Origin of the sequence: Serinibacter arcticus, assembly GCF_003121705.1 — a bacterium.
Taxonomy (GTDB): Bacteria; Actinomycetota; Actinomycetes; order Actinomycetales; family Beutenbergiaceae; genus Litorihabitans.
The window spans coordinates 2,817,813-2,830,720 of the sequence record NZ_PYHR01000002.1 but is presented as its reverse complement, the minus strand read 5'-3'; the positions used below and the strand labels follow the sequence as shown (position 1 = coordinate 2,830,720).

General features: G+C 72.8%; 7 protein-coding genes. 2 read left to right on the top strand and 5 right to left on the bottom strand.

Going from position 1 to position 12,908, the window contains the following annotated elements:
* Positions 1 to 93 precede the first annotated feature (93 nt).
* Positions 94 to 870, top strand: a complete 777-nt coding sequence (locus C8046_RS12665; protein WP_199224471.1) for a MerR family transcriptional regulator — start codon at positions 94 to 96, stop codon at positions 868 to 870.
* Positions 871 to 1,033: 163 nt separating this feature from the next.
* Positions 1,034 to 1,558 carry a SprT-like domain-containing protein gene (locus tag C8046_RS12660; protein ID WP_158277212.1) on the top strand — a complete coding sequence of 175 codons (525 nt, stop codon included), beginning with the start codon at positions 1,034 to 1,036 and terminating at the stop codon, positions 1,556 to 1,558.
* An 81-nt stretch (positions 1,559 to 1,639) separates the two neighbouring features.
* On the opposite strand, the gene C8046_RS12655 is transcribed toward C8046_RS12660, so the two are convergent.
* From C8046_RS12655 to C8046_RS12635, 5 genes are all read right to left on the bottom strand, one after another.
* The gene (locus C8046_RS12655; RefSeq protein WP_109229762.1) at positions 1,640 to 2,578 is read right to left on the bottom strand and encodes a class C sortase; all 939 of its coding nucleotides are present in this window, start codon (positions 2,576 to 2,578) and stop codon (positions 1,640 to 1,642) included.
* Between the two features lie 194 nt (positions 2,579 to 2,772).
* The gene (locus C8046_RS12650; protein ID WP_109229761.1) at positions 2,773 to 4,326 is read right to left on the bottom strand and encodes a SpaH/EbpB family LPXTG-anchored major pilin; all 1,554 of its coding nucleotides are present in this window, start codon (positions 4,324 to 4,326) and stop codon (positions 2,773 to 2,775) included.
* A gap of 178 nt (positions 4,327 to 4,504) precedes the next feature.
* Complete coding sequence (locus C8046_RS12645) at positions 4,505 to 10,120, bottom strand: SpaA isopeptide-forming pilin-related protein (protein WP_109229760.1); 5,616 nt, start codon at positions 10,118 to 10,120, stop codon at positions 4,505 to 4,507.
* Between the two features lie 275 nt (positions 10,121 to 10,395).
* Entirely contained in the window at positions 10,396 to 10,905 is a 510-nt protein-coding gene (locus tag C8046_RS12640) for a MarR family winged helix-turn-helix transcriptional regulator (protein ID WP_109229759.1), read from the bottom strand.
* 4 nt (positions 10,906 to 10,909) lie between these two features.
* A complete protein-coding gene (locus C8046_RS12635; RefSeq protein ID WP_328587597.1) occupies positions 10,910 to 12,679 on the bottom strand; it encodes an MDR family MFS transporter in 1,770 nt (589 codons plus the stop codon).
* Positions 12,680 to 12,908 lie beyond the last annotated feature (229 nt).

The window sequence follows — 12,908 nt, the reverse complement described above, 5'->3', positions numbered from 1 at the left end:
TGGTCGTACGGCGTTGCGGCGGCGTCACCGAGGGCGACTTGCGGTTGACGCTGCGTCAAGATGCATCGTGGTCACGCACCCAGGGAGGTCACCGTGAGCTGGACGATCCAGGACGTGTCACGCACCACCGGCGTCACGAGCAGGACGCTGCGTCACTACGACGCCATCGGCCTGCTCCCGGCGTCCTTCGTCGGTCCGGGCGGGATCCGTCACTACGACGACGACGCCCTCGTCCGGCTGCAGCGCATCCTGCTGCTGAAGGACCTCGGGCTCGGCCTCGCCGCCATCGGCGAGGTGGTGGACGGCGACGGCGACGTCGTCGCGCACCTGCGCACCCACCTGGAGCTGCTGGAGGTCGAGCGAGCCGCGCTCGACCGTCGGATCGGCGCGGTGCGCCGCACGATCGAGGCACGGGAAGGAGAGGAGCCCATGACGAGCGACATGTTCGACGGGTTCGACCACACGCAGTACCAGGACGAGGTCAGCGAGCGCTGGGGCAGCGAGACCTACGCCGCGAGCGACCGCTGGTGGCGGGGGCTGACACCGGCCGAGCAAGCGGCGTTCAAGGCCCGCGTCGCCCAGCTGTCGGCCGACTGGATCGCGGCGGCGCGCGACGGCGAGGCGCCCGACGGCGAGCGCGCGCGCGAGCTCAGCGCGCGCCACATCGCGTGGCTCACGGCGACGCCGGGCACGCCGGCCGCCGCGGGCGATCCGGAGCAGACCCGGGCGTACGTGCTCGGCCTGGCGGAGATGTACGTCGCGGACCCGCGTTTCGCCCGGAACTACGCCGCAGACGACGTGCCCGACGGCGCCGCTTTCGTCCGTGACGCGCTCACCGCCCACGTGGCGAGCGGCGCGCTCGGGGGCTAGCCGGTCGCCGTTCGCGAGGCCCTTCGGGTCCGTTCGCGAGGCCCTTCGGGTCCGTTCGCGAGGCCCTTCGGGTCGCACGACGGCGGCCGCCGGCCTCGATGTCAGACCCCACCTCTAGTCTCGGACACGTACCGCACACGCGTTCGAGAAAGGGATGAGGACCATGAATCTGTTCGAGGCTCGACGGCTCGCCGTCACCCTCATGCACCGCTACGGCGTCGGCTCGTGGCGGCTCGAGTTCGGCCGGGCGAAGACCAGCTCGGGCTCGTGCCGCCACGACCGCCGGACGATCGTGCTCAGCGCCCCGCTCGTGGCCCTGATGGACGAGTCCGAGGTGACCGAGACGGTGCTCCACGAGATCGCCCACGCGCTGGTGGGACCCACCCACGGGCACGACGAGGCGTGGCGCGAGGTCGCCCGCAAGATCGGCGCCACCGGCCGCGTCTCGCTCCACACCGCGGCGGCGCCCGCCCACGACTGGGTCGGTACCTGCCCGCAGGGTCACCGGGCCGAGCGACACCGCCGCCCGGCCCACCCGATGTCGTGCGGCGAGTGCGGCAGCGGCTTCGACATCGGATCGATCGTCACCTGGCGCTACAAGGGTCGGGACGTGCCCATGACACCGGCCTACCGCGCCGAGGAGGCGGCGCTCCGGGCCGCAGCCGTCTCGCTGCCGCAGGGGGCCTGAGCAGCGGCGGACCGTGCGCCCGCTGGGGGCTGAGTCGGGCTCGTGGCGGGCCCTCGCGGGTCAGGACCGTGCGGACCCGGGCTACCGCGACGCCGGAGTAGACGCCGTCGCCGGAGTCGAGAGCCGCGCCGCCCCGTAGGACAGCGCCGCCGTCGCGAGGATCGCCACCGCCCACCACGGGAACCCGGGGGCGGTCGGGGGCGACGCCGCCGAGATCGTCTGACCGGTGCCGGCGTCCGGGTCGTCGACCCGCTCGCCGCGCACGAGCAGCCGGTGGGTGTTGATCCCGATCGGGGTGCACGTGATGAGGGTGACGTAGTCGTGGCCGTCCACCACCTGGAGGCTGTCCGCCTCGTCGGGCAGCACCTCCAGGATCTGGTCGACGCGGTAGTGCAGGTCCTCGCCGAGCACGTGGATGGAGAAGGTGTCGCCGTGGTCGAGCCGGGCCAGGTTGTCGAAGAGGACCGCGTTCACGTAGCCCGAGTGGGCCGTCAGCACGCTGTGCGTGCCCTCACCCCCCACGGGAAGGGAGGAGCCGAAGATGTGACCGACCCCGCGCGTGAGCGCCGCCGGATCCGTGCCGTGCAGCACGGGAAGGTCCACCCCGATCGCCGGGATGCTCAGCCGAGCCATCGCGTCGCTCTCCGGGACCGCGAGCTTGCTGTAGTACTCCGCCACGTAGTCGCCGACGGCGGTCTGAACCACGCCGTCGGGGCGGAACGGGTCGCGCAGCGGGCCCTTGGGCAACCACTCGTTGTAGGCCCGCGCGTCGGCGAGCATCTGATCGACCTCCTGCGACCCGATCGCCTCCACGCTCTCGCTGTAGCTCGCGATCTGGCCGGCCTGCACCCTCGCGGTGAACCAGCTCGCCGCCGTCGGGTAGAGCAGCACGCCCACGCCGGCGACGGCGACGACCACGACGAGCCAATGCTGCCAGGTCATGGCGGAACTCCGGCGCCAGGCGGCGAGCAGCCCCGTGCGTACCGCGCCGTGGCGGGCGGTGGTGACGGTCCGGCTCATCGCGGTGCTCCTCTCCTCGAGTTTGGGTCGTTCGCGGACGCGGCATCAGCCGGGGGACGAGGACGGTGGCGGCGTGCCCCCCGGCACGCCGCCACCTGCCGTCGGGGTGGGCGGGTCCGCCCCGCCCACCCCGACGGCGTCACACGCTCGACATCACGCGCGGGGCGTCTCGCCCCCACGGACGCCCCCGCACGTCACGCCTGCGTGCGACGGCGCTGACGCACCACCAGCAGCGTGGCACCACCGAGCAGCAGAACCCCGGCGACCGTGAACCACACGGTCCCGATGCCACCGGTGAAGGGCAGCTCGAAGCCGGCGTTGCTCGGCACGTTGACGATCGGGGCCGGCGCCACGGTCGGCGTCGTCGTCGTCTCGTCGAGATCCTCGATGAGGAAGCCGACGGGCTCGGCGAGCAGCTCGTGACCGGCCAGGGCGACCGTCTCGACCAGCCAGTACTGACGGAAGTCGTCCGCACCGGCCGGCACCTCCGCGCCGTTCGCCCAGTCGCTGTAGCGCAGGGCGCCGATGGTCACGGTGCCGGTGGCCGTCGTCGTCCACGTGGTCACGCCGTTGACGTCGACCTGCGTGGCCGTGTCGGGGTCGCCGTCCCACTCGCTCCCGGTCGTGTAGTACACCTCGAAGGTCGCTCCGCCGAGGGCCGTGATCGTGGTGTCGGAGGACGTCTTCGCGATCGCGACGCTGCCCCACTTGGACACGACCGCGGGCGTGACGGTCGGGATGACGTTCGCGATCGCGGCGGCGCTCGGGAAGACGTTCGCCGTGTTGGAGATCTCGCCCGGAGCGTTCACCGTGACGGTCAGCGCCATGACGACCTGGGCGGTCGCGTCCAGCGACTTCGCCTCGGCCACCGTGGCGAGGCCGGCCGCGGTGAGGTCGACCGTGAGGGTCTGGCCGGCGACGGCGACCGTGTAGTCGGTCCCGAACGTCAGCGTCTCGCCTGCCGAGCCGCTCACGGAGAGCACGATGTCCGACTGGGTGTCGTCGGGCGCGTAGGTGAGCTGCGTCGCGAGCGTGTCGGCGATGCGGTACGCGTCCAGACCCTGGGCCGGGATGTCACCGGTCACGGTGTAGACGATCTGGTCCCCGACGACGGCGTCCTCCTGGTCGATCGCGTCGGCGACCGTCTTCGTGGCCGTGAAGCTCGGGTTCTTGGGGTAGACGTGGACGTCGTACTCCCAGGCCTGCTCGGTAGCCCCCTCGGCCGTGAGCGTCAGCGGCACGGTCACCATGAACGAGGGCACCGGCGTGAAGCCGGTCGGCGTCGAGCTCTCCACCACGAGGTAGAGGGCGATCGGCAGGCCCGTGAAGGCCGCGACGCCGGTCGCGCTGGTCGTCTGCTGACCGACCTGCGTCAGCGTGTAGGCGCCGGCGGTCGCCGGGACGGAGCCGGGCAGGACTGTCGCGGGGTCGAACGTCCCCTCCAGCGCGGCGGCGTCCTGCCAGCCCTGGTTCTCCGTGAGGTCGATCCCCTCGACCTCGTAGATCGTGAACTGGGCGCCCGCGAGCGGGAGGGCGTCGATCGGCTCGGTGATCTCGGAGCCGTCGTTCGGCAGGTCGGGCAGGGTGTCGGGCGCCTGGAACTTGTGCACGGTCAGCGAGCCGACCGTGCCCTCCTCGATCACGGGGGCCGCGACGGCGGCGGTGCCCAGGCCGACGGCGAGCAGCACCGCCCCGGCAAGGGCGGCGGCGGAGACGCGGCGTGTGCGCGTCCGGGTCGTCGTAGTCATGTGTCCACTCCTCGGTGGTCGGTCGAGCTGTCAGGGGGTGGTGCAGAAGGTCGTGCAGGGGTGGTGCAGAGAGACGAGCGGGTCAGGCGTCGTGCAGGCACTGCGGGTGGTCGACCGTCCGTGGTCGACCCGGCTCGGGAGCGGCTGGGTCAGCAGCCGCACGTCGTCCCGGCGGCGGTCAGCTCCTCCCCTCGACGGCGGGGCGGGTGCCGGCACGTCGCCGGAGCTGGAGACGGCCCAGGATCGCGAGCGCACCCGCGAGGAGGCCGAGCCCGACGGCGTGGAACGGGTTCTGGCCCGTCCCTCCCGCCTCGGGGATGGCGAACCGGGGGACGTCCCGCACGGTCAGCACCGGGAACGTCACCCCCGGCGGATTGGCGACCGTGACCGCGGGCGCCTGCGCGCCGTCGAGCAGGACCGTGCCCTGCGCGGTCACCTCGAACGGGACGGGCCGGGCGAGCAGCGAGTAGCCCTCGGGGGCCCGGGTCTCGACGAGGAGGTAGCTGCCCACCGGGATGCCGGCGACGGCGAACCGCCCCGTCAGGCCAGGCACCGGCTCGGGCGTCACACCCGCGAGCACCGGCCCGAGGACGGGCTCGTCGTCCTGCACCACGATCGTGTGGATCGCGAAGGCCGAGCCCGCCATCGGCACCGTGCTCCCCGACCCGTCCAGCCCGACCTTGGCCAGCTCGACGAACCCGTTGACGACGTGGACGTTCTCGCACGCCGGCAGGGTGGGACCGCCGGGCGGGGCGCCGGGCACGTAGAGGCACTGCGCCGGCGGGATGCCCCCAGTCACGCCGGCGACGTTGCGCAGCTGCGCGAACCACGCGACGTCGGCCACCTCGACGGCGTACCGGAGCGTCGCCGTCGCGCCGGCCGGGAGCGTGAACGCGGGCGAGGTGAGCAGCCACTGCTGCGTGACCGGGTCGAGCGCGGGAGCGACGGCGAGCGGCTGCGGTGCGCCCGCCCCGACCGTGAGCACGACGGACCCGGGCACGAACGCGGCGTCCGCCAGCACGTCGGTGAGGTTGTCGGTGACCTGCACGCCCGTCACCGGCCCGGTGCTGCGCGCGGCGCTCGCGACCGTGACGGTGTAGTCGATCCGCTCGCCCGGGTCGACCGAGGTGGCGGGCACGGGCAGGGACGACTTCGTCAGCGAGTAGCTGGCGATCGGGGTCGTGGTGCAGGTCGTGGAGCCGGGCGCGCACGTCGGGGGCGGGGTGGCGCCGGTGCGGACGACGGCGTTGCGCAGCGTCGCGTCCCCCGCCCCCGCCGCCACCTCGTCCCACGGCTTCACCTGCACCTGGTAGGTCACGGTGACGCTCTGACCGGCGGGTACCGTGCCGCCGAGCGTGAGTCGCTGGGTCGCGGCGGAGTAGCTCGCGGTGACGCTTCCGGCGGGGGCGACCTGCGGCTGCGCGGGGACGCCGCCGGGGCTGGGCCACACGGCGTCGTCGAGGACGCCGGTCAACACGTCCTGGTGGTCGACGAACCCCGCGACCCCGGCGCCGTTGGCGAGCGTCAGGCGGTAGGTGACCACCGTGCCGCCCGCGACGGCCGGGAGCGTCGGGCTCACGACCACCTTCGTCACGGGCACGAGCGGGGTGACGGCGGTGGTCACCGTGCACGAGGCGCACGTGCCGGACGAGGCGGACACCGTGTTGGAGATCGACGCCGGCAGCGTGCCACCGCCGACCGTGACGGTGAAGCTGCGGCTCGCGGAGCCGCCGGCCGGGACGGAGACGTTCTGCGAGCACCCGGTCCCCGCCGTCGACCCGCCGGCGCAGCTCCAGCCCTGCCCGGCGCCGGTGTAGGTGGTGCCCGCCGGGACCTGCTCGGTCAGCGTGACGCTCCCGGCCCCGCCGGTGTTGCCGGTCGTGATCGTGTAGGTCAGCACATCCCCGGAGCGCACCGTCTGACCGGGCACGGCCGCCGATCCGTTGACCTGCGCGAGCGTCTTCGACGTCGCGAGGACGGGGTCGAGGGTGTTCGTCACCGTGCAGACGATCGCCGCGCCGGCGCGGACGTTGACGGCCGGGACGGCGAGCGCCCCGGCGCCGGTGATCGTGCCGAACGTGGCGGGGTTGCCGGTGACGGCGCTGTTGGTGTCGGTGCAGAGGCCGGCCCCGGAGACGACGCTCCAGCCCGGGGTCGGCGTCTCGGTCGCCGTCACGGCCGTCGCGAGCCGCGTGACGACGTGGGTGGAGGCGGAGCGCACCGTGGTGCCCGCGGTCGTGGTGGTGATCTGGTCGGTGGTGACGGCCGTGCCGACGTTGTCGGCCACGTTCGTCAGCCCGGTGAAGCCGAACGTGCCGGTCCCGGAGACCGACGTCTTGGCCAGCTGGACGGTCGCCGCTCCCGCGCAGCCTGCCGTGTCGGAGATCGCCACACCGGTGGGACCGATCACGGTCGTGCCGCCGGCGGCGGGCCACGTGCCGGTCGGCCCGGAGGAGGTGAGGTTGAACCGGAAGAGCGACGCCGTGGACCCGGCGCCGTAGAGCGTCCCGCTCTGGAAGGCGAGGCCGCCGAGGTCGGTCGAGCCCGACACCGTCTGCGACGTCGGGACGAGGGTGGCGGTCGCCGCGGCCGCGGCGCTCATCGACGTCGCCGGAGCCGTGGGGGCGATCCGGTAGAGCGAGACGGTGCCGGCGTTGGCCGCCCCGAGGTAGAACGTGCCGTCGGGCGCGATCGCGAAGTCGCCGCCGCCCAGGCCCGTGGTCGGGATGCCGGTGACGGGGATCGTCGTCGGTGCCCCGACGGACCCGTCCAGACCCACCGGGTAGCGGTAGATCGTCCCGTTGTCGGCGGTGTTCCGGCCGATGTAGAGGAAGCCGCCGCCGTCCATCACCGCGCGGGCGACGCCGTTGACGCCGGCCGCGCCGGGGACGACCGCCGTCGTCGTGGTCCAGGTGGTCGACCCGGGAGCGAGCGTGCGGATCGCGAGCGTGCCGAGGTTGTCGGCCGCGAACAGTCGTCCGGTCCGCGGGTCGATCGCCAGCGACGAGGTGTTGCCGAGGTCGTTGTTCGTCGTCGAGACCGGGGTGGTGGTGAAGCGGGTGGCCGCCCCGGTGGTCGTGTCCAACGTGTAGACCTGGTTGCCTGCCGGCGTGGCCGTGGGCGAGCCCCCCGCGAGCCCCCACAGCGCGTTGCACTGCACGGGGCGCCCGGAGTTGGCCGTCAGGCTGACGGCGACCTGGTCGGAGCAGCGTCCCGCCGCGGAGCACGTCGGGTCACCGCCACCGCTGACGGTGGCGGTGTTGTTGCCCGTGACGGCGGCGATCGTGGGCGTCACGCCGAGCGTGAGGGTCGTCGTCGCGCCCGGTGCGAGGGTGCCCGTGTACGTGCAGGTGAGCGTGCCGGTGCCCGTGCAGGACCAGCCCGCGCCGGACGCCCCGGTGAACGTGATGCCCGTGGCGAGCACGTCGGTCACGGTGATGGGCGCCGTCGTCGCGCTCTGACCCGTGTTCGTGACGGCGACGGCGTAGCTCGCCGGCTGACCGACCGTGAAGCTCGTGGCCGAGGCCGTCTTGTCGACCGACAGCAGCGGACCCGTCGCGTTGCGGAACGTGCAGACGACGGTCGTGGGACTCGCCTCCGTGAAGGCGTACGTGCCCGTCGCACCGGTGCCGGTGGTGAGCGTCGTACCGGTCGCGCCGTTGCGACACGTCCAGGTCGGGCGGTAGGCGCCGAGCTGGGCCGCCGGGGTCCCGGCGCCGGTCTCGGTGAAGGTGTAGGTGCGGCCGACCTGGCCGATCATCGGCCCGGCCGCGACGCTCTGGACGCCGGTCGCCGCGCCCGTCGTGGTGCCGGTGAGCGCGGTGGCGCCGGTCGTGGCGAGCTGCAGGGTGAACTGGTCGGTGGTGAGGGCGCGGGCGGCGACGTCCTTCTCCACCCGGATGCTGGCGGTCGGGGCGCACGCCCCGAGGTCGATGCTGGCGAACGTGGACGTCGTCGCCCGCGTCGTGGTGCCGAGCGTCCCGCCGAGCGCACCCGTGACCGGGTCGACGCGCTGCAGGTTCGAGCTGCCCGTGTTCGTGTTGTTGACGTACATGAAGCCGTCGCCGCCGAACGCGATGCCGTTGCTCGTCTGGGACTGTCCGCTCGAGATCACCGAGCCGGTGATCGCAGCGGTGCCCTGCGTCGTCGGGAGGTCGGTAGCCCTGACCGCCGTGATCACGGCGTCGCTGAGGATGAACATGTCCCCCGCCGAGGTGAAGGCGTAGTCGCCGTTGCCGCCGGCCGAGCCCGGCGAGGTGCCGACCTGGAAGCTGACGCCCGTGGTGGGGTTGAACATGTAGATCGCGCTGCCGGTGGCCACGCCGCCGTAGTAGTAGAAGCCGTTGACGGGGTTGACGGCACCCGCGACGCGCACGCCCGGCGGGGTCACGGTCGTGTGGGTGTAGGTGCCGGCCACCGTGTCGTACCGGGTGGCGACGGCGGAGCCGCCGCGGGTGGCGATGTAGATGACCGAGGTGCCCCCGGCGGCGATGCCGAGGGCGTTCGCCTCGGTGGTCCCGCTGACGGCGGGGAGTAGCGGCGTCGAGGTCGCGTTCGCGGCGTTGCCGACCGCGCTCGTCGGGACACCGCGCACCTCGCCCGAGGCGTTGATCTGGTAGACCGTGGTGCCGCACGCGAGCGCGCCCGTAGCCACGTTGAAGGTCACCGTGGAGGTGGCGGTGCTGCCGACGCTGTCGGTGATCTGGTAGTTGATCGGGCCCGAGGGACCCGCGTACCCGGCGACCGGCGCGAACGTGACCAGGCCCGTGGTGGCGCTGATCTCCGCGGTACCGATGCCCGCGCCGGTGGCCGTGCGGTTGTTGTTGGTCAGCGTCCATCCGGTGGTGGCCGTGAACACCGTGCTCGCGGGGACGAGGGGGAAGCCCGCCGCCGCGACGTCGTTGGCGAGCAGGCTCTGCGGGGCGCCGGTCGTCCCGGCGACGGCCGAGAAGGTGTCGGGGTTCGCGACCGGGAGCGGCTGGTCCTGAAGGGCGATGTAGAGCGCGAGGGAGTCGACGACGCCGGCGCCGACGTTGCCGCTGCCGATCTCGCCCTGGACCCGGATCCCGGTGCTGAAGGTCACGGACGTGAACGTTCCCTGGAGCACCACGGCGCCGCAGCCCGCCTGGTTGTCGAGGCCGAGCAGCGGGTTGCACGACCCCGACGGCCGCGTGTTGACGGTCTGCAGCCGCGTGCCACCCACGACCTGGAGGTTGGTGGCGCCGGCGGTGGGAGTGGCCATCGTGACGTTCGCCGTCGTCACGTCGAGGTAGGCCCCCATGCGGTAGAAGCTGAGGAGGGGCGCCTCGCCCAGGCCGGCGACGTAGAGGATCGGGTTGGTGACGGCGCGGTCGAACGTCACCGTGACCGTGCCGCGATTCACGCACTCGGTCACGAGCGGGGCGGTGAAGCTGCAGCCGGCGGCCGGCACGCTGATGGAGCGGGCGACACGCTGGGCGGTCGGCACCGTGGCGGGGAAGCCGGAGGCGCCCAGCACCGCATCGGTGATGCCGAACCACTGCCAGCTCGTCGTGCCCGTCGAGAGCGAGGTCGGGCTGGTGGTCCACGTCGCCGTCTGGTTGGGGGTGCTGGCCTGCGTGTAGGTCTGGGTCGCGGTGGTCGCGGGGGTGCCGACCGTCACCGCTCCGAAGCGGAGCGCGAGGGCCGGGCTCGCGGAGATCAGGACGACGAGGGCGAGGACGACGACGACGGCGGACCGCAGCCGGGCCGTGCGCTCCCGACGACGACGGCGCAGCCCGCGGCGACTCGCGGGGTGCCGGCCGGTCGTCGACATCGTGGTGGTGCTCCCTGCACTGGCGTGGGCCCCCCGGCCTCGGTGGCGCGCCACGCTGACAGCGGGACGTGCTCACCTGGGACGAACGTAGAGGCCGAGAGAGCGGGACGCACCCCCAGAAGTAAGTCGTAACCAAACGGTTACCTAACGTGTTACTCACGTTACATCTAGGGCGGGTGAGAATGCCGCGACCCCCGGGCAGCGACGGCTGCGCGGGGGTCGCGGTGGTGCGGGGTGGTGTGGCGCCGCGGCGGTGCGGGCGCTCGCCGCGGGAGTCAGCCCACCGCGGGCCGGGCGGCCTCGTTGAGCCGTCCGAGCATGGCGCCCAGCTGCTCGACCTCCTCGGCGTCGAGCGCGCCGAGCCCGCCGAACAACATCTGCGACATCTCGGCGCGCGTGCGCAGGACGAGCTCGCGCGCAGGTTCGGTCGCCTGGAACAGGCGGCCGCGGCCGTCGCTCGGGTCCGGCTCGACCGTGATCAGCTCGAGGTCGCCGAGGACGCGCGCCTGACGGCTGATGACGCTCTTGTCGGTGTCGAGGCAGTCGGCGAGCGTCCCGGCGTTGGTCGGGCCGCGGTGCACGAGCTGGCTCAGCATGCGGTACCCGACCGGCTGGAGCTCGGGGTGCACCGACTCCGCGGCCCGGCGCCAGAGGAGCTTGGCGCGCTGGAACAGCACGCTGATCTGCTCCTCGACCAGGGCGACGGCGGCGGGATCGTGCACGGCGGCGGTCGGCACGTCGTCGAGCGTCGGGTCCTCGGCGAGAGTCGGGGCGGGCGCGGTCACGGTGTCATTCTCCCGAGCCGTCGCGCACGTTGTCACCCCGACGGCCGGAGCCGACGGCCGGGAGGGCTGCGACGGCGGAGGCCGACTCGATCGTCAGGTCCTCCGCCTCCTCGAGCACCTCGGCGGCGCTGACGCGGTGGAGACCGCCCTCGTCCACGACCTCCCCGGCCTCGGCGGCGCGCTTCTCGACGGCGTTCTGGGTGCCGAGCGGGACGTTCGGGAGCAGGAACGCGGCGACGACCGTGATCACGGCGAGCGGCAGGGCGGCGAGGAACACGCGCCCGATGCCGATGCCGTACGCGGCCTCGACGACCACGCGGATGGCGTCGGGGAGCTCGGCGAGCTTCGGGATGGTGCCGTCACCCAGGGCCTGGGCCGCGGCAGCCTGGTCGGTCGGCGAGAGGCTGCCGATCGACGTCGTGATCTGCGACGCGACGACCGACCCGAGGATGGACCCCATCGCCGAGACGCCGATGGTGCCGCCGAGGCTGCGGAAGAAGGTCACGGCGCTCGTGGCGACGCCGAGGTGGCGCGTCTCGACGGCGTTCTGCGTGACGATGACGAGGTTCTGCATCACCATGCCGACGCCGGCGCCGAGCGTGGCCATCGAGACGCCGACGATCCAGAACGCGGTGTCGTAGTGCAGCGTCGAGAGCAGGGCGAGCCCGACGACCATGAGGATCGAGCCGGTCACGACGAAGCGCTTCCAGATGCCGGTCCGGCTGACGACGTTGCCGATGATGGTCGAGGTGATCAGCAGTCCGGCCATCATCGGGATGGTCATCACGCCGGACTCCATCGGGGTCGCGCCGCGGGCGAGCTGCATGTACTGCGACAGGAAGACCGAGGTGCCGAACATCGCGACGCCGGTGGCGAGCGAGGCGATCACCGCGAGGGTGAAGGTGCGGTTGCGGAACATCGTCAGCGGCAGCAGCGGGTCGGCCGCGCGCAGCTCCCACCAGACCGCCACGACGAGGATCGCGACGGCGCCGCCGATCATCGCGTACGACGGCAGCGACGACCACGCGAACTGCGCGCCACCGAAGGAGACCCACAGCAGGACGAGCGAGATGCCCGAGGAGATCAGCACGATGCCGAGGTAGTCGATGCGCGTGCTCGAGCGGGTCTGCTTCGGGAGGTGGAGCGAGCGCTGCAGCATCACCAGGGCGGCGACGGCGAACGGGATCGCCACGTAGAAGTTCCAGTGCCAGCTGAGGGTGTCGGTGAGGAAGCCGCCCAGGAGCGGGCCGCCGACCGTGCCGAGCGCCATGGCCGCGCCGAACAGTCCGGCGTAGCGGCCGCGCTCACGCGGCGAGACGACGTCGGCCATCACGATCTGCGAGAGGGCCGCGAGACCACCGGCGCCGAGACCCTGGAACACGCGCATCAGGATGAGCATGTCGGTGGTGGTCGAGAAGCCGGCGATCGCCGTCGCGACGACGAACAGCGTGAGCGCCAGCTGCAGCAGCAGCTTGCGGTTGAACAGATCGGCGAGCTTGCCCCACACCGGTGTGCTGACGGTCGTCGCCAGCAGCGTGGCCGTGACGACCCAGGTGAACGCCGACTGGTCGCCGCCGAGGTCGGCGATGATCACGGGGAGCGACGTGCTCACCACGGTGGCGGCGAGCATCGAGACGAACATCGCCATCATCAGCGCGAGCATCACGGGCAGGACGCCGGCGCGGTGCTTGGGCGGCGCCGTGGCCGTGGCGGGGGTGGCCGTCGCGGTCGTGCGTTCGGGCCGGGGTTCGGGTGTGGGGGCAGCCGCCGACATGAAGTTCCTTACGAGCGAAAGTAGTTGACCGATGTCAACTGTACGCCCGATCGGTTGACATCGGTCAACTACTTTCAGGTGATCTGCCCCACGCGCGTGCCGCCGACGCGCGACCGCGCCCTCGTGGTCGCACCCCACACGCGACCGTGCCCTCGCGGTCGCGGATCACGGGGATCAGCGACCACAAGGGCGCGGTCAACGCGGGGCAGCGACCACGAGGGCGCGGTCG

Bases quoted from the DNA above. Each gene is read 5' to 3' on its own strand.
- C8046_RS12660 (WP_158277212.1), top strand. From the start codon at position 1,034: ATGAATCTGTTCGAGGCTCGACGGCTCGCCGTCACCCTCATGCACCGC.
- C8046_RS12650 (WP_109229761.1), bottom strand. From the start codon at position 4,326: ATGACTACGACGACCCGGACGCGCACACGCCGCGTCTCCGCCGCCGCC.
- C8046_RS12635 (WP_328587597.1), bottom strand. From the start codon at position 12,679: ATGTCGGCGGCTGCCCCCACACCCGAACCCCGGCCCGAACGCACGACC.
- C8046_RS12645 (WP_109229760.1), bottom strand. From the start codon at position 10,120: ATGTCGACGACCGGCCGGCACCCCGCGAGTCGCCGCGGGCTGCGCCGT.
- C8046_RS12655 (WP_109229762.1), bottom strand. From the start codon at position 2,578: ATGAGCCGGACCGTCACCACCGCCCGCCACGGCGCGGTACGCACGGGG.